Below are 23,559 nucleotides of genomic sequence, written 5' to 3'. Positions count from 1 at the left end.
CATGCCCCAGGGACAGGTGACCGCAGTCCCGGTCGACGGGCTGACCACCCGGCAGCGCCGCAACCGGCCGCTGCTGGCGGTGCACACCGGGGAGATGAAGGGCAAGTCCACCGCCGCGTTCGGCATGGCCATGCGCGCGTGGAACCAGGGCTGGTCGATCGCGGTCTACCAGTTCGTGAAGAGCGCCAAGTGGAAGGTCGGCGAGGAGAACGTGCTCGCCGTCCTGGGCCGGGTGCACGAGGAGACCGGCGAGGGCGGACCGGTCGTCTGGCACAAGATGGGCGCGGGCTGGTCGTGGTCGCGCAAGGCCGGCGACGAGACCGACCACGCCGCCGACGCCGCGGAGGGCTGGGCGCAGATCAAGCGCGACCTGGCCGCCGAGGCGCACCGCTTCTACGTGCTCGACGAGTTCACCTACCCGATGAAGTGGGGCTGGGTCGACGTCGAGGACGTCGTGGAGACCCTGACCAACCGGCCGGGCGCCCAGCACGTCGTCATCACCGGGCGCGCCGCCCACCCCCGGCTCATCCAGGCCGCCGACCTGGTCGTGGAGATGACCAAGGTCAAGCACCCGATGGACGCCGGCCAGAAGGGCCAGCGAGGCATCGAGTGGTGACCCGCCCCGCCGGGGCGAAAGTGGCCACTTTCGCCCCTCCGCACCGACCGTCACGTCCCGACCGACGGGCGAAAGTGGCCACTTTCGCCCTCTTGAGGCTCCGATGAACATCCCGCGGATCGTCGTCGCGGCGCCGTCGTCGAACGCCGGGAAGACGTCGATCACCACCGGGCTGATCGCGGCGCTGACCAACCGCGGGCTGCGCGTCAGCCCGCACAAGGTCGGCCCGGACTACATCGACCCCGGCTACCACGGCCTCGCCGCCGGGCGCCCGGGCCGCAACCTGGACAAGTGGCTGGTCGGCGACGACCGGGTCACCCCGCTGTTCCTGCACGGCGCCCGCGGGGCCGACGTCGCGGTCGTCGAGGGCGTGATGGGCCTGTTCGACGGCGCCGCGCACGCCAGCGTCGAGCCCGGCTACGGCTCCACCGCCCAGATCGCGACGCACCTGCAGGCCCCGGTCGTGCTGGTCGTGGACGCCGCCTCGCAGGCCCGCAGCGTCGCCGCGCTCGTGCACGGGTTCGCCACCTTCGACCCCACGGTGCGGATCGGCGGCGTCGTCCTCAACCGGGTCGGCAGCGACCGGCACGAGGCGATCCTGCGCGAGGCGCTGGGGTCGGCCGGCGTGCCGGTGCTGGGTGCGGTCCGCCGGATCGCCGAGCTGCAGACGCCGTCGCGCCACCTGGGCCTGGTGCCCGCGGCCGAGCGGTCGGCGGAGGCCATCAACACCGTGCGTGCGCTGGGTGCGGTCGTCGAGTCGAGCATCGACCTGGACGCCGTCCTGCGGCTGGCCCGCACCGCTCCCGACCTGGCGGGTGAGCCCTGGGACCCGGCCGCCGAGGTGACGCGGGTCGAGGGCCGCCCGGTGGTCGCGGTGGCCGGTGGACCGGCGTTCACCTTCGGCTACGCCGAGACCGCCGAGCTGCTCGCCGCGGCCGGTGCCGACGTGGTCACCGTCGACCCGCTCCGGGACGACGCCCTGCCCGCGGGCACGCGGGCGCTGGTCGTGGGCGGCGGGTTCCCCGAGGTGCACGCCAGCGCGCTGGCCGCCAACGTCGGGCTGCGGACGGCGATCGCCGAGCTGGCCCGGGCCGGCGGACCGATCGCCGCCGAGTGCGCCGGGCTGCTGTACCTGTCCCAGGAGCTGGACGGCGAGCCGATGTGCGGCGTCCTGCCCACGACCACGGCGATGCACCCGAAGCTGACGCTGGGCTACCGCGCGGCGGTCGCACTCACCGACAGCGTGCTGGCCCCGGCCGGGACCCGGGTGCGCGGGCACGAGTTCCACCGCACCACCGCCGGCCCCGCTGCGGGCGCGACCCCGGCCTGGCAGTGGAACGCCGACGGCCCGGAGGGGTTCGTCACGGCCAACGTGCACGCCTCCTACCTGCACCTGAACTGGGCCGGGTCACCCGGGATGGCCACCCGCTTCGTGCAGGCCGCGGCACGCCACGAGGTGCTCAGTGCACATCGCTGAGGGGTTCCTGCCCGCCCCGCACGCGCTGGGCTGGACGCTGGCCGCCGCCCCGTTCGTCGTCCACGGCGCCCGGTGCGTGGTCAAGGAGGTGCGCGAGCACCCCGAGTCGACGCTGCTGCTGGGTGCGGCCGGCGCGTTCACCTTCGTGCTGAGCGCGATCAAGCTCCCCTCGGTCACCGGCAGCTCCAGCCACCCGACCGGCACCGGACTCGGGGCGGTGCTGTTCCGGCCGCCGGTGATGGCGCTGCTGGGCACGATCGTGCTGCTGTTCCAAGCGCTGCTGCTGGCCCACGGCGGTCTCACCACGCTCGGCGCCAACGCCTTCTCCATGGCCGTCGTCGGCCCGTGGGTCGGCTACGGCGCCTACCGCCTGGTCACACGCCTCGGCGGCGGCCTGCTGCCCGCCGTGTTCGCCGCGATGGCGCTGTCGGACCTGGCCACCTACGTGACGACGGCGCTGCAGCTGGCGCTGGCCTTCCCCGACGCCGAGAGCGGGTTCCCCGGCGCGGCGGCGAAGTTCCTCGGCGTCTTCGCGGTCACCCAGGTGCCGCTCGCGATCGGTGAGGGGCTGCTCGGCGTCCTGCTGTTCCGGGTGCTCACGGTCAACGCCCGCCCGGAGCTGGTGCGGCTCGGCGTCCTGCGCCCCGACCCCGAGCGGGCCGAGCCGTGAGGCGGCACCTGGTCACCGCACTGCTGGTGCTCGCGGTCCTCGCGCTGTTCGCCGTCCCGCTGCTGACCGGCGGCGACCGCGAGTACGCCGGCACCGACAGCCAGGCCACCGCGCTGATCGAGGAGTCCCGGCCGGACTACCAGCCGTGGTTCGACTCGGTGTTCTCCCCCGGGTCCAGCGAGGTCGAGTCCGGGCTGTTCGCGCTGCAGGCCGGCGTGGGCGGCGTGGTGCTGGGCTACGTGCTGGGCCGGCTCCGCGGCCGCCGGCTGGCGGAGCGGGCTGCTATACCGCCCCTCGAGCCGTGACCGGTCTCGCCGTCGACGACGCCGCCTGGGCCAGCGCCTGGCGGCTGCGCTCCCCCGCCGACAAGCTGCTGCTGTCGGTCGGTCTGGTGCTGTGCGCGCTGCTGCTCCCCGTCTGGCCGGGCAGCCTGCTGGTCGGGCTGACCGCCGTCGTCCTGGCGCTCGGCCCGGCCCGGGTGCCGGCGCGCACCTTCGGCCGCGCGGTGCGGGTGCCGCTGGCGTTCATCGCGCTCGGCGCGCTGACCACGGTGGTCGAGGTGGGCTCCGGTGGCCTCGGCTGGGCGCCGGACGCCGCCGCCCGCGCCGGGGGCCTGGTCGGCCACGCGGTCGCCGGCAGCGCCGCCGTCCTGCTGCTGGCCACCACCACGCCCATGTCGGACCTGCTGCCCGCGCTGGCCCGGCTGCGGGTGCCCGCCGCGGTGATCGAGGTGGCGTCGGTGACCTACCGCATGCTGTTCGTCCTGCTCACCAGCCTGTCGACCATCCGCGAGGCACAGACCGCCCGGATGGGCCACGCGGGCCTGCGCGCCTCCTACCGCTCCTCGGGGATGCTGGCCGCCGCGGTGCTGACCCGCTCCTGGGACCGGGCCCGCCGGCTGCAGGACGGGCTGGCCGGCCGCGGCATGGAGACCGGGCTGCGGGTGCTGCCGGAGGCGCTGCCGTCGTCCTCCCGGTTCGTGGCCGGCACGGTCGCCGGGCTGGCCGCCCTCGCTGCCGTGAGCGTGCTGGCGTGAGTCACCTGACCCTGCGGGCGGAAGCGCTGGTCGCCGGCTACGAGCGCGGCGCCCGGGTGCTGGACGGCGCCACGCTCACCGTCCCCGCCGGACGCCGGCTGGCGCTGCTGGGCGCCAACGGCTCGGGGAAGACGACGCTGCTGCGCTGCCTGTCCGGCGCCCTGGAGCCCGCCCGTGGCCGGGTCACCCTCGACGGTGCCGAGCTGCGGCACACCCGTGCGGGCCTGCGGGCACACCGGCAGGAGGTGCAGCTGGTGCTCCAGGACCCCGACGACCAGCTGTTCAGCGCCTCCGTCGCCCAGGACGTCTCCTTCGGCCCGATGAACCTCGGCCTGACCGAGGACGAGGTGCGCGCCCGGGTCGCCGAGGCCCTCGACCTGCTCGCCGTCACCCACCTCGCCGGGCGCCCGACCCACCAGCTGTCCTACGGCGAGCGCAAGCGGGTCGCCATCGCCGGCGCGGTCGCCATGCGGCCCTGCGTGCTGCTGCTCGACGAGCCGACCGCCGGGCTCGACCCGACCGCGGTCGGCGAGGCGCTGGCGGCGCTGCACCGGCTGCAGCAGGCCGACTCCACCGTGGTGATGAGCACCCACGACGTCGACCTGGCGCTGCGCTGGGCCGACGAGGTCGCCGTGGTCGTCGACGGCGGCGTGGTGCAGGGCGCGCCGGACGTCGTCCTGGGCGACGACGCGCTGCTCGCCCGGGCCCGGCTGGACCGGCCGTGGGCGCTCACCGTCGGCGCCCGGCTGCAGGCCCTCGGGCTGCTCCCCGACGGCGCCCTCCCCCGCGACGCCGACGCCCTGGTCGCCGCGCTGCCCGACCGGCCGGGGGTGCGGACCTGATCGTCGTGGGCGTCGGCGCCCGCCGCGGGGTGAGCGCGGCAGAGGTGCTCGCCGCCGTCGACTCCGTGCTGCCCGCCGCGCCCGGGCCGGTCCGGCTGGCCACCCTCGACACCCGGGCGGCCGACCCCGGCATGCGGGAGGCCGCAGCGAGCCGGGGCTGGCCGCTCACCGGGCACGCCGCCGAGACGCTGGTCACCGTGCCGGTGCCCACGCCGTCGGACCGGGTCGCGGCCGCGGTCGGCACCACCTCGGTCGCCGAGGCGGCCGCGCTGCTCAGCGGCGGCCGGCTGCTGGTGGCCAAGACGGTGCACGGCCCGGTGACCGTGGCCGTCGCCGAGGACGGCGAGCCCGCGGACCTCGAGCCCGCGGACGTCGACCTCCGGCACCACGGTGACGTCGAGGCGACCGAGGGACTGGTCGACCTGGCCGTCAACGTGCGGGCGGGCACCCCGCCGGCCTGGCTGCGCACCGTGCTGCACGACGCGGTCGACGCCAGCGCCGCCTACCCCGACGCCCGCCCGGCCCGTGCCGCGGTCGCCGCCGCCCACGGCCGGCCCGAGGCCGAGGTGCTGCTGACCGCCGGGGCAGCTGAGACGTTCACCCTGCTGGCCCGGGCGCTCACCCCGCGCCGGGCGGTCGTCGTGCACCCGTCCTTCACCGAGCCCGAGGCCGCGCTGCGCGCCGCCGGCCACGCCGTCGAGCGGGTGCTGCTGGCCCCGCCGTCCTACCGGCTCGGCGACGTCCCCGAGGACGCCGACCTGGTGGTGCTGGGCAACCCGACCAACCCCACGTCGGTGCTGCACCCGGCCGGCGACGTGGCCGCGCTGGCCCGGCCGGGACGGGTGCTGGTGGTGGACGAGGCCTTCGCCGACACCGCGCCCGGCGAGCCCGAGTCGCTGGCCGGCCGCACCGACCTGCCCGGCCTGCTCGTGGTGCGCAGCCTGACCAAGACCTGGGGGCTGGCGGGGCTGCGGGTCGGCTACGCGCTCGGCCCGGCCGACCTGGTCGCCGCGCTCGCCGCGCAGCAGCCGCACTGGCCGGTCTCCACGCCCGCGCTCGCCGCCCTGGTCGCCTGCACCACCCCGGCCGCCCGCGCCGAGGCCGAGGCCGCCGCCGTGCAACTGGAGGCCGACCGGGCTGCGCTGCTGGCCGTCCTCCCGCCGGGCGTCGAGGTGGTGGGAACACCGCGGGCGTCGTTCGTGCTGCTGCGGGTGCCGGACGCCGTCCGGGTGCGCGCGCAGTTGCGGGACCGGGGCTGGGCGGTCCGCCGCGGGGACACCTTCCCGGGGCTGTCGGCCGACCACCTGCGGGTCGCGGTGCGGGACCCGGGCACCTCGCGTGCGTTCGCCGCGGCACTGGCTGCGATCCTGGTGCCCGGTCCGCAGCGTCGCGATCCGCTCTCCGCTCCCCCCAGCCCCGACCCGACCGACGACGAGACGAGCTGATGACCGCACCCGCAGACCCCGGCGCCGTCTACCCGGTCGGCCTGCGCCTGGCCGGACGGCGGGTCGTCGTCGTGGGCGGCGGCCAGGTCGCCCACCGCCGCGTCGCCGGCCTGCTCGAGGCCCGGGCGCTGGTCACCGTGGTCAGCCCGGAGGTCACCCCGGCCCTGGAGGCGCTGGTCGCCCCCGGCTCGGTCACCTGGCACCAGCGCGGCTGGGCCGACGGCGACCTGGACGGCGCCTGGTACGCCGTCGCCGCCACCGACGACCCCGCGGTCAACGCCGCCGTCGCCGCCGAAGCCGAGCGTGACCGGGTGTTCTGCGCCCGCGCCGACGACCGGGGGCTGTCCAGCGCCTGGACCCCCGCCGTGGGCCGGCAGGGCGACCTGGTCGTCGGCGTGCACGGCGGTGGTGACCCGCAGCGGGCCGTCGGCGTCCGCGACGCGGTGCTCACCGGGCTGACCGACGGCTCGATCGCCGACCGCACCTCCCGCACCGCCTCGGTGGCGCCGGGCAGCGTCGTCCTCGTCGGGGGCGGGCCCGGCGACCCCGGGCTGGTCACCGTGCGCGGCCGGCAGGCGGTGGCCAACGCCGACGTCGTCGTCGCCGACCACCTCGCGCCGCAGGCGCTGCTGGCCTCGCTGCCGGCCGACGTCGAGGTCATCGACGCCTCGAAGCTGCCCCGCGGGCGGTCCATGGCGCAGGAGCAGATCAACGAGCTGCTCGTCTCCCGCGCCCTGGCCGGCAAGCGGGTGGTGCGGCTCAAGGGCGGCGACTCGTTCGTCTTCGGCCGCGGCTACGAGGAGCTCGAGGCGTGCGCCGCCGCGGGCGTGCCGGTCGAGGTCGTCCCCGGGGTCACCAGCGCGATCGGCGTCCCGGAGCTGGCCGGCATCCCGGTCACCCACCGCGGGATGACCCACGAGTTCGTCGTCGTCTCCGGCCACGTCCCGCCCGGCCACCCCGCCTCGCTCGTCGACTGGGCGGCGCTGGGGCGGCTGCGCGGGACGATCGTCGTGCTGATGGGCGTGGACACCGCACCGGCCATCGCCGCGGCCCTGGTCGAGCACGGCCGGGCCGCCGACACCCCGGTCGCCGTCGTCACCGACGGCGCCACCCCCGCCCAGCGCACGCTGCGCACCACGCTGGCCGGGCTCGCGCAGACCATCACCGACGAGGGCGTGCGGCCCCCGGCGGTGTGGGTCGTCGGCGACGTGGTCTCCCTGGGCGCCGGTGCCCGGGCGCCCGGCGCTTAGGCCACCAGCAGCCGGGTAGGGGGTCGCGACCGGGTGAGCCCAGTCCGGCCCCCGGGGTCCGCACGGATCCCCCGGTGAGAGGGGCACCGATGCCCGGTCCCTGGCTGGTCCGCTCCGGCGGTACCGAGATGCTCGATCGCGACCACCCGGATGCCGGGCGGGAGGAGACCGCTCCGCAGGCCGTGCTGGTCGGCCTGGGCGGCGACGACCTGACCAGCGGTGGGCTCGACGAGTTGGAGCGGCTGGCGGAGACCGACGGCGTCGAGGTCGTGGGGCGGCTGACCCAGGCGCGCGACAAGCCCGACCCGGCCACCTACCTCGGCTCAGGGAAGGTGACCGAGCTGACCACGCTGGTGGGCGAGCACGGCGCGCGACTGGTCATCGTCGACGGCGAGCTCAGCCCCGCGCAGGTGCGCAACCTGGAGGAGCGGGTGGGTGCCCGGGTCGTCGACCGGACGGCGCTGATCCTGGACATCTTCGGTCAGCACGCCCGCAGCAGCGAGGGCAAGGCGCAGGTCGAGCTGGCCCAGCTGGCCTACCAGCTGCCCCGGCTGCGGGGGCAGGGCGTGGAGATGTCCCGCGTCGGCGGTGGGCGGATGGCCGGCGGTGCGGGCACCGGTGTCCGCGGTCCGGGTGAGCAGCGCCTGGAGACCCAGCGCCGGCACCTCCGTCAGCGGATGACGACGCTGCGCCGGCAGGTGGCCGAGACCGGGCGGCGGCGGGAGCGGACCCGCAGCCGCCGGCGCGGCAACCAGGTGCCCTCCGTGGCGATCGCCGGGTACACCAACGCCGGCAAGTCGGCGCTGCTCAACCGGCTCACCGGGGCCGACGTGCTGGTGCAGGACGCCTTGTTCGCCACCCTGGACCCGACGGTGCGCCGCACCCGCCTGCCCGACGGCCGGGACGTGACCCTGACCGACACCGTCGGCTTCGTCCGGCACCTGCCCCACCAGCTCGTCGACGCCTTCCGCTCGACCCTGGAGGAGGTGGTGGACGCCGACCTGGTGCTGCACGTGGTCGACGCCTCGGCGCCGGACGCGATGGCCCAGGTGACCACCGTGCGCGGAGTGCTCTACGAGATCGGCGCCCGCGACCACCGGGAACTGCTGGCGCTGAACAAGGTCGACGTCGCCCCGCCCGAGTGGGTGACCGCGCTGCGCAGCGCCTACCCCGACGCCGTGCCGGTGTCCGCGCTGACCGGGGAGGGCGTCGACGAGCTGCGGGCCGCGATCGACCGACACCTGGGCTGAGAGCGGGACGTCCGGCCACCGCGTCACCGACCGCGGCCGCTCGGCGGGTGGGCAGCACGCCCACCCGCCGGGCGGTCGTCGGCGACGTCGTCCCGCTCGCTGCCCGATCCCGGCTCCGGCCGTCTCCCCACATACCCGCGCATGTAGTACTTGTGCTACGTCCATAGCAGTCCTACTGTCTACGGCATCAGCTCCGTCCCTGCGCGAGGAGTGGTGCTCCATGACCGCGACACCCGTCCCGCACGATCCCGACGGCTCCCTCGCCGTCCGGGTCCGCGACCTGCGGATGAACTACGGCGACCACGAGGTGCTCACCGGCGTCGACTTCGACGTCCGGCTGGGTGAGGTGGTCTGCCTGCTCGGCCCCAACGGGGCCGGCAAGACGACCACCATCGAGGTGCTCGAGGGCTTCCGGCTCCCGTCGGCCGGCACGGTCGAGGTGCTCGGCGTCGACCCGGCCACGGGCGACGACGCCTGGCGCGCCCGGGTCGGGGTGGTGCTCCAGTCGTGGCGCGACCACCCGCGCTGGACGCCCCGGCGGCTGCTGCGCTACCTGGCCGGCTACTACGCGCCGTACTCCACGCCCACCCACCCCCGACCGTGGGACGTCGAGGAGCTCCTGGCCACCGTCGGCCTGGTCGCCGAGGCCGACCGCAAGATCGCCACCCTCTCCGGGGGCCGGCGGCGCCGGCTCGACGTCGCGGTCGGGTTGATCGGCCGGCCCGAGCTGCTGTTCCTCGACGAACCGACCGCGGGCTTCGACCCGCAGGCCCGCCGGGACTTCCACGACCTGGTGCACCGGCTGTCGGACCTGGAGGGCACCAGCATCCTGCTCACCACGCACGACCTGGGCGAGGCCGAGCGGCTCGCCGACCGGATCCTCATCCTCGCCGACGGCCACATCGTCGCCGACGGGAGCGCCGAGGCGCTGACCCGGCAGGTGGCCGGCACGAGCGAGGTCCGCTGGTGCCGGGACGGCGAGCGGTTCGTGCACGCCACCGACGAGGTGGTGCCCTTCGTCCGCCGGCTGCTGGCCCAGCACGGCGACGCGCTCACCGACCTCGAGGTGCGCCGGTCGAGCCTGGAGGACACCTACATCGCGCTGGTGCAGCGCTTCGAGTCCGCCTCCCCGGCCGGCCGGCACCTGGCGGAGGTGGCCCGGTGAACGCCCTGCGCAACGCCGTCCGGCAGGGCCTGCGCCGCGGCTGGACCGAGTTCGAGCAGAGCCTGCGCAGCCCGCAGGACCAGGCCTTCTACGTGTTCACGGCGCTGATCACGCTGTCGGTGCTGTGGGTCAACCGGGACGACGAGGTGGGCGACACGGGCCTGATGTACCCCACGTTCGCGCTGCCCAGCATCCTGGGCGCGCTGCTCACCTTCGGCGTGGTCATCGGGCCGGCGTACTCCCTGGCGATGGAGCGGGAGGACGGCACGCTGCTGCGGCACAAGGCGCTCCCGCAGGGCATGCCGGGCTACGTCACCGGCCAGCTCACCTACCACTCCCTCAGCCTGGTCCCCAGCCTGCTGGTGGTGCTGGTGCCCAGCCTGCTGCTCTTCGACGGCGTCATGCACGGCGGCGTCGCCGGCTGGGTCACCGTCGTCGGCCTGATCGTGCTGGGGCTGTTCGCCACCCTGCCCTGGGGCATCGTGCTCGGCTCGGTCGTCCCCGGCGTCCAGAAGGTGGGCACGTGGGGGATGCTGCCGGTCCTGGTGCTGATCACGATCTCCGGCATCTTCGTCCCCGTCCAGACCATGTGGGGCTGGGTGCAGGCGGTCGCCCAGGTGTTCCCGGTCTACTGGATCGGGCTGGGCATGCGCTCGGCCTTCCTCCCGCCGGAGGCGGTCACCGCCGAGCTGGGAGACTCCTGGCGTACCGGCCCGATGGTGCTGGTCCTCCTGGCCTGGACGGTGGCCGGCCTGCTCCTCGCCCCGCGGGTGCTCCGCCGGATGGCCCGGAGGCAGTCCGGCTCGGACGTCGAGGCGGCACGGGAGGCGGCTCTGCAGTGGATCAAGTGAACGGGTGAACGGGTGAACGACGGGGTCTTCAACCGGATCGCCCTGCTCCGGGCCGAGCAGGGCGTCAGCCGGCGGGAGTTGGCCGACGCCCTGGGCGTGCACTACCAGACGGTCGGCTACCTGGAGCGCGGCGAGTACAGCCCCAGCCTGCAGCTGGCGCTGCGGATCGCGGAGTTCTTCCAGCTCCCGGTCGAGACCGTCTTCTCCACCCGGCCGTTCCCGCGGGTGAGCGACGGCCGGGCGGCGTCCTCCGGCTGAGCTCCGGCGTCCTGACCGCCGACCGCTCGGCCCTCCACCGTGTCGTCCTCGCCGGCCTCGGCGGACTGGTGGGACTCGCCGCCACAGGGTGGCCAGGGCGGCCGCCGGTCACCGTGCTGCGGGACTCCACGGTCGCGTCGACGTCGATCGCCGGGACGGCGGGAGGTGGTGCCTGTACCACCTCGGGTGTCGGGCTGGCGGGATCGTCCGGGGCGGCGCCGCGACCGACGCTGGAGGAGTCCGCACACCACCTCCGTCCCGAGGAGCTCCACCCCGTGACCGGTACCCGTGCACTCCCCTCCCGCCCCCGTCCCCGACCGCAGACCGGTCGCCGGCCCCGCCGGAGCCTGATGGCCACCGGCGCCGCGCTGGCCGCCCTGGTCGGCACCGGGCTGCTCGCTCCGGCGACCGCCTCCGCGACCCCGGGGCACACCCCCGCCCCGCTCACCTCCGTCCAGCAGGACATCGACGCCCTGGTGAGCGAGGGCGGCTTCCCGGCGGTGCTCGGCTCCGTGGTCGACGGGCGCGGGCGCATCCGCGACCTGGCAGCCGGCGTCGCCGACGTCACCACCGGCGAGCCGGCACCGGTCAACGGCCGGGTGCGGATCGCCAGCAACACCAAGACCTTCACCGCCACCGTGGTGCTCCAGTTGGTCGCCGAGCGGCGGATCGGCCTCGACCAGACCGTCGAGCACCACCTGCCCGGGCTCGTGCGCGGGCCGGGCGGCGACGGTCGGGAGATCACCGTGCGCGAGCTGCTGCAGCACACCAGCGGCCTGCCCGACTACGACGACGTCGTCTACCCGGAGTGGGTCGGGACCGGGCTGACCGGGCACTTCACGCCCCAGCAGCTGGTGGCGGCCGGGCTGGGCGAGCCGGCCACGCCGCAGGGCGTCTTCTCCTACTCCAACACCAACTACGTGCTGGCCGGCATGGTCGTCGAGGAGGTCACCGGCCGGTCGATCGCCGACCAGATCGATCGCCGCATCATCAAGCCGCTCGAGTTGAAGCACACCTACTGGCCGGCGGACGACGACCTGACCATCCGCGGCACGCACCCGCACACCTACACCCAGGCCGAGGCCGGCGGCCCGCTGACCGACGTCACCGAGCTCGACCCCTCGATCGGCGGAGCGGCCGGCCAGCTGATCTCCACGCCGCACGACCTGGCCGTCTTCTTCGGCGCGCTGCTCGACGGCGAACTGCTCCCCCCGGCACAGCTGGCCCAGATGACGACCACCGTCCCGGCTCCCGACCTCTCGCTGCGCGGGATCGAGATGGAGTACGGCCTGGGGCTGGCCAGCCACGAGCTGCCCTGCGGCGTCGAGGCCTGGGGCCACGGCGGTGACCTGCCGGGCGTGCACACCCGCAACGCCTTCACCGAGGACGGCCGCGGCGCCACCTTCACCGTCACCGGCGAGCCGGCCAACGCCGACCCGGAGGACCTGCACCAGTACGTCGACTGGGAGGACGCGGTCGACGACGCGGTCTGCGCCCAGCCGCTGCGCTGACCCGGCACACCCCGAGGGCCCCGGTCGCCGCAGCGGCCGGGGTCCTCGCACGTGCTGGGGGCTCAGTCCGGCGAGGAGCCGCTGAGCCAGCCGGGGGCGTCGAGCCGGGTGGGCACCTGGATCCCGAGCTCGGTCAGCGCGGTCTCGAGCTGCTCGAGCTCGGCGGCCCCGATGCGCTCCGCCCACCGGTCCCGGAGCTCGTCGAACACCTGCTGACCGGTCCGCACCAGGTCGTGGCCCCGCTCGGTGACGGTGAAGCGCCGACGGCGGGTGTCGCGCTCGTCGGTCTCCCCCGCGACGTAGCCCTCGGTCTCCAGGAAGGCGACGGTCTTGGCGACGGCCTGCTTGGTGATGCCGAGCTCGCGCGCGAGCGCCGACGCGGTGTCCGCCCCGCCGAGGATCGAGTGCAGCGCGAAGTCGTGGACCGGGCGGATCCGCGCGTAGCCGTGCGCGGCCAGCTCGACCGTGCCCGCCTCGGCCAGGGCGCGGAAACCACCGAGCAGCAGGAGGGCGAGGTCGGCACCGGATCTGGGCACACAGGGAGTCTAGACAGCTTGGTTGACTGAATCGACAACGTGGTTGACACTAGTTCGGCAACCGAGTTGTCGAACCGAGGAGCCCGCCATGTCCACGACCACCGCCGGCGCCTCGATCCCCGAGGTCACCCACCACTCCGTCCCCGCCGCCGGCGCGGACCTCCACTACGTCACCGCCGGGGAGTCGGGCAGCCCGGTGCTGCTGGTCCACGGGTTCCCCGAGTCGTGGTGGGCCTTCCACCGGCTGATCCCGCTGCTCGCCGCCGAGCACCGCGTCGTCGCCGTCGACCTGCCGGGGTTCGGCGACTCCGGCACCGCCCCCGGCCCGGTCACCAGCGCGTCGTCCGCGGCGAGCCTGCGCGCGCTGGTCGAACACCTGGACCTGGGGCCCGTGCACCTCACCGGCCAGGACATCAGTGGTGTGAGCACCTACCGGCTGGCCGCAGAGCACCCCGAGCTCGTCCGCAGCCTCACCGCGATCGAGACCACGCTGCCCGGCTTCGGCTTCGAGGCCCTCGCCGACGTGGCGCACGGCGGCGCGTGGCACGTCGGCTTCCTCGCGGCACCGGGGATCCCGGAGATGCTGCTGGCGGGGCGGGAGCGCGAGTTCCTGACCGGCTTCGCCTTCCCCGCCATGACCGGGACCCCGGGCGCGGTCAGCGACCGGGACGTCGAGGAGTTCACCCGCGTCTACGCCCGTCCCGACGGGCTCCGCGGCACCGTCGGCTTCTACGGCTCGGTGCTCACCGAGGGCGACGAGATCCGGGCGATCGCCGCCCGCGGCCCGCTGCGGGTGCCCGTCCTCGCCGTCGACGCCACCACCGGCGACTTCACCCGCGACACGATGACCCGGGTCGCGGCCGACGTCACCAGCAGGAAGCTCGACGGGGTCGGGCACCTGGTGGCGATGGAGGCCCCCGAGCGCCTCGCCGCCATGCTCCTGGACTTCCACCGCCGGCTGGACTGAGCCGGACCGCCCCGCAGACCGCCCCGTCCCGGGCCGGTGGTCAGCCGGTCCGGGGCCGGCCCACGGCGAGCGGGCTCCACACCTGGGTGGCGGCTGCCGCGTCCTCCAGCAGCACCTGGCGCTCGAACGGCGTCCGGTGCGGGCAGGAGGTGCAGCGCACCTCGTGCGGCACCCGGTCCAGCAGGCAGCACGACGCCCGGCGGGTGAACCGGGTGCCGCGCACGTCGACGTAGCGGGGCGCGGGCAGCGGTTCGCCGACCGCGGCGGCCAGCGGCGCAGCCAGCGCCGTGACCGCGCCGACGTCGCCGACCGCCCGACCCAGCGCGAGCAGCCGGTTGGCCAGCGAGTCGGTGGCGATCGCCCACAGCGGCCGCTCCCGCATCCCGCCCGCCTCGGCGACGGCGGCCACGACCGCGGCCACCGAGCCGCGCAGCTCCCCGGCGAGGTCGGTCCCGGAGCCGGCCGTGGTGGTGGCCGCGATCGGGGTGTGGCCGGCGAGCAGGTGGACCGAGGTGTCGGCCAGCCGCGCCGACAGCCGGACCCCGGTGACCAGCCCCGCGAGCACCGGGGTGAGCAGCACGCTGGAGGCCGAGTACCACCACAGCGTCGCCAGGACCCGGCGGTCGCGGGTGCGCTGCCGCCGGGCCCGGTCGTCGAGCACCTGCGCCGTCCAGTCGGGGTCGGCCAGCCGGACGGCGGGGAGGGCGAGGGCGCCCGGCGGGGCCACCAGACCGAGCACGGCGGCGCCCGGGAGACGGGCCACGACCGCACGCTGGGCCCCGTCGGTGGTCACCGGGACAGTCTGCCGTCCACCGCCGCGCGGTCCGGCCTGACGGGAGGGTGACGGGGGCCATAGGTTGTCCCCCGAGGCAGCGCCGCCTCGACCATGGGCGGCGCCCGGACCCCGGAGGTGCGCGTGAGCGAGACGACCGACGAGCAGACCCCGTCCACCGAGCAGAGCCTGTCCAGCCGCGTGCCGGCGGGCGGCTTCCCGCCGCCGGCCGACTTCGCCGCGACGGCCAACGTCGGGCCGGACGTCTACGAGCGGGCCGCCGCCGACCGGCTCGGCTTCTGGGCCGAGGCGGCTGCCCGGCTGGACTGGGCCGAGCCGTGGACCGAGGTGCTGGACTGGAGCAACCCGCCGTTCGCGAAGTGGTTCGTCGGCGGGAAGCTCAACGTGGCGGTCAACTGCGTCGACCGGCACGTCGACGCCGGCCACGGCGAGAAGGTCGCCTACCACTGGGTCGGCGAGCCCGGCGACACCCGCACGATCACCTACGCCCAGCTCAAGGACGAGGTGTGCCGCACGGCCAACGCCCTCACCTCACTCGGCGTGGCCGCCGGTGACCGGGTGGCCATCTACATGCCGATGATCCCCGAGACGGTGTTCGCGATGCTGGCGTGCGCCCGCATCGGCGCCGTCCACATGGTCGTCTTCGGCGGCTTCTCCCCCGACGCGCTGGCCAGCCGGATCAGCGACGCCGACGCGAAGGTCGTCATCACCGCCGACGGCGGCTACCGGCGCGGGGCACCGAGCGCGCTGAAGCCGAACGTCGACGAGGCGCTGACCAAGGTCGGGGGCGTCCGCAGCGTGCTCGTGGTCAAGCGCACCGAGCAGGACGTCGAGTGGACGCCGGACCGTGACGTCTGGTGGCACGAGCTGGTCGCCGCCCAGTCGGCCGAGCACGAGGCGCAGGCCTTCGACGCCGAGCACCCGCTCTACATCATGTACACGTCCGGGACGACGGCGAAGCCCAAGGGCATCCTGCACACCTCCGGCGGCTACCTGACCCAGATCGCCTACACGCACTGGGCGACCTTCGACCTCAAGGCCGACACCGACGTCTTCTGGACCGCCGCCGACGTCGGCTGGGTCACCGGCCACAGTTACATCGTCTACGGGCCGCTGGCCAACCGGACGACGTCGGTGATGTACGAGGGGACGCCGGACACCCCGCACCAGGGCCGCTGGTGGGACATCGTGGCCGAGTACGGCGTCACGATCCTGTACACCGCACCCACCACGATCCGCACGTTCATGAAGTGGGGCGCGGAGATCCCGGCCGCCGCCGACCTGTCCTCGCTGCGGCTGCTCGGGTCGGTCGGTGAGCCGATCAACCCCGAGGCCTGGCTCTGGTACCACGAGAACATCGGCGGCGGCCGCTGCCCGATCGTGGACACCTGGTGGCAGACCGAGACCGGCGGCCACATGATCACCCCGCTGCCCGGCGCCACCTCGCTCAAGCCGGGCTCGGCGCAGAAGGCCTTCCCCGGGATCGGCGCTGCGGTGGTCGACGAGGAGGGCAACCCCATCGCCCCCGGCGCCACCGGCTACCTGGTGCTGACCGAGCCGTGGCCGTCGATGCTGCGCACCATCTGGGGCGACGACGAGCGCTACAAGGACACCTACTGGTCCCGGTACGGCGAGGGCGTCTACTTCGCCGGCGACGGCGCCAAGCTCGACGAGGACGGCGACATCTGGCTGCTCGGCCGGGTCGACGACGTCATGAACGTCTCCGGGCACCGCATCTCGACCACCGAGGTCGAGTCGGCGCTGGTCAGCCACCCGACGGTGGCCGAGGCGGCGGTCGTGGGCGCCACCGACCCGACGACCGGTCAGGGCATCGTGGCGTTCGTGATCCTGCGCGGGGACGCCGTCGACTCCGGCGAGGACCTGGTGAAGACGCTGCGCCAGCACGTCCGCAAGGAGATCGGCCCGATCGCCAGCCCGCGGCAGATCATGGTCGTGGCCGAGCTGCCGAAGACCCGCTCGGGCAAGATCATGCGCCGGCTGCTGCGCGACATCGCCGAGAACCGGGAGCTGGGCGACGTCTCGACGCTCACCGACTCCTCGGTGATGGACCTGATCAGCGCCAAGCTCCCCGCCACCTCCAGCGAGGACTGACGGAGGACCCCCTGCGGCCCCCGCTGCAGGGGGCCCAGGGCTCCACCCGCCCGAACGCCCGCGCCCCGTCGCCTCCCCGGTGACGGGGCGCGGGCGTGGTGCGCGGCCCTCCGGCGGCGGCGTCACCGGACGTGGTGACGCGAGATGCGCCACGAGCGGGTGATCCGGACCGGCGGCGCCGGCGATCATGCGGCACGATCACCGCAAGGAACGCGTCGCACCCGGCGCAGATCAGAGAGGAGCCACCCGTGGCCCACAGTGTCTCGACGACCCAGTTGGCGGGTCGGCCCACGGGCCCGGCCGAGCCCTCGGTGGGCACGCTCGCCAAGAGCGCGGCAGCCGACGTGTCCACGCTCATCCGCGCGGAGATCGAGCTCGCCAAGACCGAGCTGACCACCTCCGCCAAGCGCGGCGGCATCGGCGCGGCCGCCTTCGCCGCAGCCGGCGTGATGCTCGCCTTCGCCGCCTTCTTCTTCTTCTTCTTCCTGGCCGAGCTGCTCGCGGAGTGGCTCCCCCGCTGGGCCGCCTTCCTGATCGTCTTCGCCCTGCTGGTGCTCCTCGCCGGCGTCGTGGCCTTCATCGGCTACCTCCAGGTCAAGAAGATCAAGAAGCCGGAGAAGACCCTGGAGACGCTGCACGACCTGCCCGACCTGGCCCGCCGCGAGGCCCCCGGCCAGCGTCAGCACGACCTGCCGACCGTGCGCGACGGCAAGGTCGTCGTCGCCGACCCGCACGCGCCGCTGCGCTGAGCACCACCTCCGCACGACCGTGACCGACCCAGGGGCCGGGCAGCCCGACGCCACCAGCGTCCTGCTGCCCGGCCCCTGGGCGCACCGGGACGTGTCCGCCAACGGCGTCCGGCTGCACGCCGCGGAGGCCGGCAGCGGCCCGCTGGTCCTGCTCCTGCACGGCTTCCCCGAGTTCTGGTGGACCTGGCGGCACCAACTGACGGGGCTGGCCGAGGCTGGTTTCCGCGTCGTCGCCCCGGACCTCCGCGGCTTCGGGGCCAGCGACAAGCCCCCGCGCGGCTACGACCTGCCCACCGCCGCCGCGGACGCCGCCGCGGTGGTCCGCGCGCTGGGCGAGACCGAGGCCGTCGTCGTCGGTTCCGACTGGGGTGGACTGGTGGCCTGGACGATGGCCGCCCTGCACCCGCGCAGCGTCCGCCGGCTGGTCATCGTGTCCGCGGCGCACCCCCGCCGGCTGCGGTCCTCGATCACCGACCCCCGGCAGCGGCGGGCCCTGGCCTACGCGCTGCGCTTCCAGCTCCCCCGGCTGCCCGAGCGCCGGCTCACCCGCGCCGACGACGACCCGGTGGCCGACCTGATGCGCCGCTGGGCGGGGCCCGCCTGGGCCGGCACCACCGACTTCGCCGAGGCCGTCGGGCGGTACCGCTCGGCCGCCCGCATCCCCCAGGCCGCCTACGGCGCCATGGAGTACTACCGCTGGGCCGGGCGGTCCCAGCTGCGCCCCGACGGCCTGCGCTACGCCCGCCGGATGGCCGCCCCGATCACCGCCCCCACCCTGCAGCTGCACGGCGCCGCCGACCCCTACGTGCTGCCCTCGACCGCCACCGGCTCGGGCCGCTACGTCGCCGGCGCCTACGAGTGGCGCGAACTCCCCGGCATCGGCCACTTCCCGCACGAGGAGTCCCCCACCGAGGTCACCGCCGCCATCGCCGACTGGGCCCGGGTGACGTGATGGAACGGCCCTGCTGCAGGGGCCCGCGCTGAGCTCGCGAAGCGTGGGGGCAGCAGGGTCCTTCTACTCGCAGGAGCCGGTGTCCACCGGTGCGCTCGAACCGGCGCCGGTGGTCGCCGCGGTGGTCACCTGCGCCACGGTGAGCGCGTAGCCGGTGTCGGGGTCGTCGATCGCGGAGGCGAAGACGACGCCGAGCACGGTGCCGTCGGGGGCGATGAGCGGGCCACCGGAGTTGCCGGCCCGCACCTGGCCGAAGAGGGCGTAGACGTCGCGCTGCACGGTGCCGGTGGAGCGGAAGTCCGGGCCGCTGATCTCGCCGCGGTCGCGCACGCGGGCCGACCCGACGTAGAAGGGCCCACCGCCGGGGTAGCCCATGACGATCGCGTCGGCCCCGGTGTCGACCGGCGACGGGGCGAAGGACAGCGGGACCTGGGGCAGGCCTGGGACGGCGAGCACCGCGACGTCGGTGGCCTCGTCGACGTAGACCGCGGTCGCGTCGTAGACCTCCCCCTCGGCGGTCACCTGCGGGTCGGTCACCCCCGCCAGCACGTGCGCGTTGGTCATCACCCGCTGGTCGGCGTACACGAAGCCCGAGCCGTCGATCTGCTTGGCGCACGAGGTGGCGATCCCGCGGATCTGCACCACCGACCCCTGCACGGCCGCGACCACCGGGCTGGCCAGCAGCGCCGGGTCCGGCGCCGGGACGTCCCGGGCCTCGGTGGGCGTGAGCGGGTCGAGCACGTCGGGCAGGCCGTTGCGGTCGATCGCCTGCCGCAGCGAGTCGTAGAGCGACCGCACCTGGGTGGGCACGGTGTGGTCGACCGCCTGGACCAGCGCCGACTGCCGCACCTGACCGGCGACCCCGGGCAGGGGCGAGCTGGCCAGCGGGGTGGCGACCATCCAGGCCACCAGCAGGACGGCGGCCGCCGAGACCACCGCGCCGGCGACGGCGTCCACCAGCTTCGCCGGCTCCCAGGTGACCCGTTTGCGCACGGCCCGGCCGACGATCCCGGTCAGCAGCTGGCCCAGCAGCGCCCCGGCGAGGACGACGACCAGCGCGACGAACACGCGGGTGACCGAGGAGGTGGCGAGCTCCTCGGAGACCGGCCCGGACAGCTGCGCCCCGACGACCGCTCCGCCGAAGAAGCCGACGAAGGAGGCCGCGGAGACGATCACGCCCTGCCGGAAGCCGGAGAGCGCGAAGACCAGTGCCAGCACGATCAGGACCAGGTCGACGAGGGACACCTCAGGCAGCTCCTGTCCCCGACCCGGCCGCCGGCCGCCCTCCGCCGGGGGTCACGGGGCGCTCACCGTCATGGTGCCGACCTGGCCCAGCGCGAGGTGGAAGCTGCACTCGAAGGGGTAGTCGCCCGGGGCACCGGCGGTGAACTCGATCGTCTTGCTGTCGCCGGGACCGAGGAAGGGGATCTGCTCGGCGATGTCCGCCGGCCCCTTCCCCTTCGTGAAGAGGAAGTTGTGGGTGAGCTGCTCAGCCGTGTTGCGCACGGTCAGCCGCACCGGCCCCGGCGCCACGGTGAAGGCGGCCGGCGTGAACGCGTAGTCGTCACCGGTCTCCAGGGTGATCTCCTGGACGCCGTCCGGCGCGGTGCTCACCACCCCGGCGTCCGCGGACGTCGCGCGGGTCACCTCGGGCAGCGTCGGCTCGGAGTTCGAGCACCCGGTCAGCACCGCGAGCACCAGCGCACCGCTGAGCAGGGCGCCTGCCGGGCCCCGGCGCGGGGTGGTCCGGCGCGCCCCTCGGGTGCGGTCTGCGGCGGAGTTCATGGCCCCGGAACCGTACGCGTGACGACCCCGGGGGCGGTGTCGTCGCCGTCCGTCGGCGCGGCGGCACGGGGGCGCGCCGGCTCCGGTCCACCGGCCGGCGTGGCGAGCGGGCGGACGTCGGTGGTGTCCCAGGGGCGGTCCAGCCCGGCGGCGACCAGCACCGAGTCCAGCAGCATGGCGGTGAAGCCCCAGACGACCATGCCGGCGACGCCGAACGCGGGGCCGACGTAGCCGGTGGAGATGCGCACCCGGAAGCGGTGGGCCGGGTCGACCAGGTCCGCCAGCGGCACCCGCGCGACACGGGCGACCTCACGGGGGTCGCCGGTGGCCACCTCGCGCGGGTCGTCCCACCAGCCGACCACGGGCACGACGAGGTTGTCCGAGTGCCCCAAGAACAGCTCCGGGAGCACGGCGAGCACGCGGACGCCGTCGGGCTCCACCCCTGCCTCCTCGTGGGCCTCGCGCAGCGCCGTCCCGACCGGGAACTCGTCGCCGGGGTCGGCGCCGCCGCCGGGGAAGGCCGGCTGTCCGGCGTGGCTGCGCAGGTGCGGTGACTTCTCGATGAGCAGCACGTCCGGTCCGGCCGGGCCCTCGCCGAACAGGATGAGGACCGCTGAGCGCCGGGCGGTCGCCGAGGGCCGCTCCGTGCGCATCCGCGGCAGCTGCCCGGCGTTGGTCACCAGCCGCTGCACGTGCTCGGGCAGCCCGGCGAGGTCGGCGGCCGGCACGGTCACAGCTGCACCCCGAGGTGGGTGGAGACCAGCTCCCGGAACTCCTCGAGCGAGCGCACCGGGCCGACCTTGACGAAGGCGACCGAGCCGTCGGCGGCCAGGAACGCGGTGAGCGGCAGGTTCTTCACGCCGAGCCCGGTCATCACCTCGGCGGTGCCGTCGAAGGCGCCGGGGAACGTGACCCCTGCGTCGGCGGCGAACGAGGCGGCCTGCGGGATGCCGTCCTGGGTGATCACGCCGACCACCCGGACCTGCTCGCCTGCGACCTCGGCCAGCTCCTGGACCAGCGGGAGCTCCTCCCGGCACGGCCCGCACCAGCTGGCCCAGAGGTTCAGCACGGTGGGCACGCCGGGGGCCTTCGTCAGGTCCAGCGTCCCGCCGCCGAAGCACTCGATCGCCACGGCCGGCAGGTCGCTGGGCGCCGCCGGGGTGTCCGGCTGCGCGGGGCAGGGCTCGAGGTCGGTGGCGACGTCGGCGACCGCCTGGGTGGGCGGGTCGGCCTGCGCGTCGTCGGAGGTGCACCCGGTGAGCAGCGCCAGACCGACCGCCAGGACGGCGACCAGGGCGCGTGGGCCGCGGCTCACTCGGTGTCCGAGGCGGCGGGGGTCTTGACCAGCTTGGCGGCGACCTCGGGGTCCAGCGGGCCGATGCCGTACGAGGGGCACCAGGCCGCCAGCCCGCACGCCCCGCAGGCCGGCTTCTTGGCGTGGCAGACCCGGCGGCCGTGGAAGATCACCCGGTGGGAGAAGTCGGTCCACTCCTTCTTCGGCACGAGCTCGGCGACCTCGGTCTCGACCTTGACCGGGTCCTCCTCGGCCGTCCAGCCGAAGCGGCGCACCAGCCGGCCGAAGTGGGTGTCGACGGTGAGCCCGGGGACACCGAAGGCGTTGCCCAGCACCACGTTGGCGGTCTTGCGGCCGGCGCCGGGCAGCGTCACCAGGTCCGCCATCCGGCCCGGGACGACGCCGTCGAAGCGCTCCACGAGGGCCTGCCCCAGCCCGATGACGGAGTTGGCCTTGGCCCGGAAGAACCCGGTCGGCTTGAGGATCTCCTCCAGCTCGGCCCGGTCGGCCCCGGCGTAGGCGGCGGCGTCGGGGTAGCGGGCGAACAGCGCCGGGGTGACCTTGTTGACCGTCTTGTCGGTGGTCTGCGCCGACAGGACGGTGGCCACCAGCAGCTCCAGCGGGGTGGTGAAGTCCAGCTCGCAGTGCGCGTCGGGGTGGATGACGGCCAGCTCGCGGGCCATCCGGCGGGCCCGGCGGGTGCGGGCCAGCGGGCTCTCCTGCGGGTCGAACGGCGAGACCCCCAGCCGCGCGACCGGACCGGGACGACGGGCCCGGGTGGGCCGCGTGCAGGTCGACGGGTCGGCCGGGGACTCGGCGGACTGGCTGGCGGGCGGGGGGACGGGCCGGGACACGCGTGTGAGGGTAGGCGTCGGGCCTGAGCACCGGCGCCCGTCATACTCGGCGCAGGTGCGTGCTCCGCCACCCGGCCGGAGCGTCCCGACCGCACGACGACGTCGCCCCTCCCGGGCCCTGCCGCCCGGGACGCGCTACCCGGAGGAGGTGCCCGTGGTCGCCCTCATCGTCATCCTGTTCCCACCGTTGCTGATCGCCTTCCTGCTCGTCATGGAGCGGGTGGAGGAGCCGCTGCGGCGCCCCACGTCCCAGCGCGAGGTCGAGGACTTCCTCGGCAGCGCCACCGACGCCGAGGTCAGCACGCTGGCCCACTCCGGCATCCGCCGGGCGATGAGCCGCTGGCGCACCCGCCGCCGCAGCCGGCCCCGCACCGCCCCGCGCCCGGTGCTGACCGACCGGCACGCCGAGCGGGCACCCGAGGAGTCGACCGAACGAGGCCGGCACGCCGGCTGATCTGCAGGCCGGTCACCCAGGAGATGTACATCTCCATGTTCGTCTGCCACTCAGAGTGGGCAGTCCGGTGACTGAGTGCAGTGGTGAGGCGGGCCACAGGCCCTAGACTCATTCAGACGCGGGTCGCCATCGCACCCGTGAGGACGTTGCGAGAGGTGAGCGTGGACGAGGTCCTTGCCCAGTCCGGTCTGTTCCAGGGGCTGTCGGAGGAGGCTGCCGAGCCGGTGGCCAGCGCCCTCGAGACGGTGACGCTCCCCCGCGGCCGGGTGGTCTTCAACGAGGGCGAGTCGGGCGACAGCCTCTACGTCGTCCTCTCCGGCAAGATCAAGCTGTCCCGGCGTGCGCCGGACGGCCGCGAGAACGTGCTGGCCGTCATGGGGCCCTCCGACCAGTTCGGTGAGCTCTCGGTGTTCGACCCGGGCCCGCGCACGGCGACCGCCACGGCCGTCACCGACGTGCGCCTGGCGAAGATGCCCAACCACATGCTGCGCCCGTGGATCACCGCGCACCCGGAGATCGGCGAGCAGCTGCTGCGCGTGCTGGCCCGCCGGCTGCGCCGCACCAACGACTCGGTCGCCGACCTGATCTTCACCGACGTCCCCGGCCGGGTGGCCAAGGCGCTGCTGCAGATGGCCGACCGCTTCGGCAGCCGCGAGACCGACGGCCTGCGCGTGAAGCACGACCTGACGCAG

26 protein-coding genes are annotated in these 23,559 nt (G+C 75.1%); 19 read left to right on the top strand and 7 right to left on the bottom strand.

The genetic code is table 11. The annotated features are described in order from the left end of the window. Position 1: 1 nt before the first annotated feature. The 13 genes from cobO (at position 2) to O2W14_RS14080 (ending at position 12,371) form a co-directional block, all read left to right on the top strand. Positions 2–616, top strand: coding sequence for a cob(I)yrinic acid a,c-diamide adenosyltransferase (gene cobO / locus O2W14_RS14140; RefSeq protein WP_269176743.1), 615 nt, complete (start codon positions 2–4; stop codon positions 614–616). 103 nt (positions 617–719) lie between these two features. After that, positions 720–2,093, top strand: a complete 1,374-nt coding sequence (locus O2W14_RS14135) for a cobyrinate a,c-diamide synthase (RefSeq protein ID WP_269176742.1) — start codon at positions 720–722, stop codon at positions 2,091–2,093. Continuing rightward, positions 2,080–2,763 (top strand): energy-coupling factor ABC transporter permease, encoded by a 684-nt coding sequence (locus O2W14_RS14130; RefSeq protein ID WP_269176741.1) that lies wholly within the window; start codon positions 2,080–2,082, stop codon positions 2,761–2,763. Before O2W14_RS14135 ends, O2W14_RS14130 begins: the two co-directional genes overlap by 14 nt. Further along, positions 2,760–3,068 (top strand): energy-coupling factor ABC transporter substrate-binding protein, encoded by a 309-nt coding sequence (locus tag O2W14_RS14125; RefSeq protein WP_269176740.1) that lies wholly within the window; start codon positions 2,760–2,762, stop codon positions 3,066–3,068. Before O2W14_RS14130 ends, O2W14_RS14125 begins: the two co-directional genes overlap by 4 nt. Next, positions 3,065–3,799, top strand: coding sequence for a cobalt ECF transporter T component CbiQ (gene cbiQ, locus O2W14_RS14120; RefSeq protein WP_269176739.1), 735 nt, complete (start codon positions 3,065–3,067; stop codon positions 3,797–3,799). The genes O2W14_RS14125 and cbiQ overlap by 4 nt, the downstream gene beginning before the upstream one ends. Then, positions 3,796–4,641 (top strand): energy-coupling factor ABC transporter ATP-binding protein, encoded by an 846-nt coding sequence (locus O2W14_RS14115; protein ID WP_269176738.1) that lies wholly within the window; start codon positions 3,796–3,798, stop codon positions 4,639–4,641. Before cbiQ ends, O2W14_RS14115 begins: the two co-directional genes overlap by 4 nt. A gap of 5 nt (positions 4,642–4,646) precedes the next feature. Further along, positions 4,647–6,086 (top strand): Rv2231c family pyridoxal phosphate-dependent protein CobC, encoded by a 1,440-nt coding sequence (cobC, locus tag O2W14_RS14110; RefSeq protein WP_269176737.1) that lies wholly within the window; start codon positions 4,647–4,649, stop codon positions 6,084–6,086. Beyond that, positions 6,086–7,336 carry a uroporphyrinogen-III C-methyltransferase gene (cobA, locus tag O2W14_RS14105; protein WP_269176736.1) on the top strand — a complete coding sequence of 417 codons (1,251 nt, stop codon included), beginning with the start codon at positions 6,086–6,088 and terminating at the stop codon, positions 7,334–7,336. The genes cobC and cobA overlap by 1 nt, the downstream gene beginning before the upstream one ends. A gap of 89 nt (positions 7,337–7,425) precedes the next feature. Beyond that, positions 7,426–8,586: a GTPase HflX gene (gene hflX / locus O2W14_RS14100; protein WP_269176735.1), complete on the top strand. Its 1,161-nt coding sequence runs from the start codon at positions 7,426–7,428 to the stop codon at positions 8,584–8,586. A 220-nt stretch (positions 8,587–8,806) separates the two neighbouring features. Beyond that, a complete protein-coding gene (locus tag O2W14_RS14095; RefSeq protein WP_269176734.1) occupies positions 8,807–9,751 on the top strand; it encodes an ABC transporter ATP-binding protein in 945 nt (314 codons plus the stop codon). Next, complete coding sequence (locus tag O2W14_RS14090; RefSeq protein WP_269176733.1) at positions 9,748–10,602, top strand: ABC transporter permease; 855 nt, start codon at positions 9,748–9,750, stop codon at positions 10,600–10,602. The genes O2W14_RS14095 and O2W14_RS14090 overlap by 4 nt, the downstream gene beginning before the upstream one ends. Before the next feature lie 12 nt (positions 10,603–10,614). Then, positions 10,615–10,860: a helix-turn-helix transcriptional regulator gene (locus O2W14_RS14085; protein WP_269176732.1), complete on the top strand. Its 246-nt coding sequence runs from the start codon at positions 10,615–10,617 to the stop codon at positions 10,858–10,860. 350 nt (positions 10,861–11,210) lie between these two features. Continuing rightward, positions 11,211–12,371: a serine hydrolase domain-containing protein gene (locus O2W14_RS14080; protein WP_269176731.1), complete on the top strand. Its 1,161-nt coding sequence runs from the start codon at positions 11,211–11,213 to the stop codon at positions 12,369–12,371. A gap of 62 nt (positions 12,372–12,433) precedes the next feature. On the opposite strand, the gene O2W14_RS14075 is transcribed toward O2W14_RS14080, so the two are convergent. Further along, entirely contained in the window at positions 12,434–12,907 is a 474-nt protein-coding gene (locus O2W14_RS14075) for a MarR family transcriptional regulator (protein ID WP_269176730.1), read from the bottom strand. A gap of 88 nt (positions 12,908–12,995) precedes the next feature. On the opposite strand from O2W14_RS14075, the gene O2W14_RS14070 reads away from it, so the two are divergent. Then, entirely contained in the window at positions 12,996–13,874 is an 879-nt protein-coding gene (locus O2W14_RS14070; RefSeq protein WP_269176729.1) for an alpha/beta fold hydrolase, read from the top strand. Between the two features lie 40 nt (positions 13,875–13,914). Here O2W14_RS14070 and O2W14_RS14065 read toward each other — a convergent pair whose 3' ends face one another. Further along, a complete protein-coding gene (locus O2W14_RS14065) occupies positions 13,915–14,667 on the bottom strand; it encodes a (2Fe-2S)-binding protein (RefSeq protein WP_269176728.1) in 753 nt (250 codons plus the stop codon). A 123-nt stretch (positions 14,668–14,790) separates the two neighbouring features. Between O2W14_RS14065 and acs the strand changes: the two genes are divergently transcribed. The 3 genes from acs to O2W14_RS14050 all read left to right on the top strand — a co-directional run bounded on the left by acs (position 14,791) and on the right by O2W14_RS14050 (position 18,480). Beyond that, positions 14,791–16,779 carry an acetate--CoA ligase gene (gene acs, locus O2W14_RS14060; protein WP_269176727.1) on the top strand — a complete coding sequence of 663 codons (1,989 nt, stop codon included), beginning with the start codon at positions 14,791–14,793 and terminating at the stop codon, positions 16,777–16,779. A gap of 248 nt (positions 16,780–17,027) precedes the next feature. After that, positions 17,028–17,528, top strand: a complete 501-nt coding sequence (locus O2W14_RS14055) for a phage holin family protein (protein ID WP_269176726.1) — start codon at positions 17,028–17,030, stop codon at positions 17,526–17,528. A 19-nt stretch (positions 17,529–17,547) separates the two neighbouring features. Next, positions 17,548–18,480: an alpha/beta fold hydrolase gene (locus O2W14_RS14050; RefSeq protein ID WP_269176725.1), complete on the top strand. Its 933-nt coding sequence runs from the start codon at positions 17,548–17,550 to the stop codon at positions 18,478–18,480. Between the two features lie 63 nt (positions 18,481–18,543). Here O2W14_RS14050 and O2W14_RS14045 read toward each other — a convergent pair whose 3' ends face one another. From O2W14_RS14045 to nth, 5 genes are read right to left on the bottom strand one after another with little or no spacing between them, the layout of a single operon-like run. Next, on the bottom strand, positions 18,544–19,725 hold the full coding sequence (locus O2W14_RS14045) for a MarP family serine protease (RefSeq protein WP_269176724.1): 1,182 nt from the start codon (positions 19,723–19,725) through the stop codon (positions 18,544–18,546). Between the two features lie 51 nt (positions 19,726–19,776). Further along, positions 19,777–20,265 carry a plastocyanin/azurin family copper-binding protein gene (locus O2W14_RS14040; protein WP_269176723.1) on the bottom strand — a complete coding sequence of 163 codons (489 nt, stop codon included), beginning with the start codon at positions 20,263–20,265 and terminating at the stop codon, positions 19,777–19,779. Next, on the bottom strand, positions 20,262–20,999 hold the full coding sequence (locus O2W14_RS14035; RefSeq protein ID WP_269176722.1) for an NUDIX hydrolase: 738 nt from the start codon (positions 20,997–20,999) through the stop codon (positions 20,262–20,264). The genes O2W14_RS14040 and O2W14_RS14035 overlap by 4 nt, the downstream gene beginning before the upstream one ends. After that, positions 20,996–21,580 carry a TlpA family protein disulfide reductase gene (locus O2W14_RS14030; protein WP_269176721.1) on the bottom strand — a complete coding sequence of 195 codons (585 nt, stop codon included), beginning with the start codon at positions 21,578–21,580 and terminating at the stop codon, positions 20,996–20,998. The genes O2W14_RS14035 and O2W14_RS14030 overlap by 4 nt, the downstream gene beginning before the upstream one ends. Next, positions 21,577–22,413, bottom strand: a complete 837-nt coding sequence (gene nth / locus O2W14_RS14025; protein ID WP_269176720.1) for an endonuclease III — start codon at positions 22,411–22,413, stop codon at positions 21,577–21,579. Before nth ends, O2W14_RS14030 begins: the two co-directional genes overlap by 4 nt. Before the next feature lie 154 nt (positions 22,414–22,567). Between nth and O2W14_RS14020 the strand changes: the two genes are divergently transcribed. Both O2W14_RS14020 and O2W14_RS14015 read left to right on the top strand, forming a co-directional pair. Continuing rightward, positions 22,568–22,867 (top strand): hypothetical protein, encoded by a 300-nt coding sequence (locus tag O2W14_RS14020; protein WP_269176719.1) that lies wholly within the window; start codon positions 22,568–22,570, stop codon positions 22,865–22,867. A gap of 161 nt (positions 22,868–23,028) precedes the next feature. After that, positions 23,029–23,559 (top strand): Crp/Fnr family transcriptional regulator (locus O2W14_RS14015; protein ID WP_269176718.1); only part of this gene is annotated, 531 nt, incomplete at its 3' end.

Source organism: Modestobacter sp. VKM Ac-2986 (assembly GCF_026967795.1).
Lineage (GTDB): Bacteria > Actinomycetota > Actinomycetes > Mycobacteriales > Geodermatophilaceae > Modestobacter.
Note: the sequence above shows the minus strand (reverse complement) of the source record. Positions and strands in the feature narration are given on the sequence as shown.

What these genes read in the sequence shown, in the direction of transcription:
- cobO (WP_269176743.1), top strand. Translation starts at nt 2, where the DNA reads ATGCCCCAGGGACAGGTGACCGCAGTCCCGGTCGACGGGCTGACCACC.
- O2W14_RS14135 (WP_269176742.1), top strand. Translation starts at nt 720, where the DNA reads ATGAACATCCCGCGGATCGTCGTCGCGGCGCCGTCGTCGAACGCCGGG.
- O2W14_RS14095 (WP_269176734.1), top strand. Translation starts at nt 8,807, where the DNA reads ATGACCGCGACACCCGTCCCGCACGATCCCGACGGCTCCCTCGCCGTC.
- hflX (WP_269176735.1), top strand. Translation starts at nt 7,426, where the DNA reads ATGCCCGGTCCCTGGCTGGTCCGCTCCGGCGGTACCGAGATGCTCGAT.
- O2W14_RS14070 (WP_269176729.1), top strand. Translation starts at nt 12,996, where the DNA reads ATGTCCACGACCACCGCCGGCGCCTCGATCCCCGAGGTCACCCACCAC.
- O2W14_RS14080 (WP_269176731.1), top strand. Translation starts at nt 11,211, where the DNA reads ATGGCCACCGGCGCCGCGCTGGCCGCCCTGGTCGGCACCGGGCTGCTC.
- cobA (WP_269176736.1), top strand. Translation starts at nt 6,086, where the DNA reads ATGACCGCACCCGCAGACCCCGGCGCCGTCTACCCGGTCGGCCTGCGC.
- O2W14_RS14040 (WP_269176723.1), bottom strand. Translation starts at nt 20,265, where the DNA reads ATGAACTCCGCCGCAGACCGCACCCGAGGGGCGCGCCGGACCACCCCG.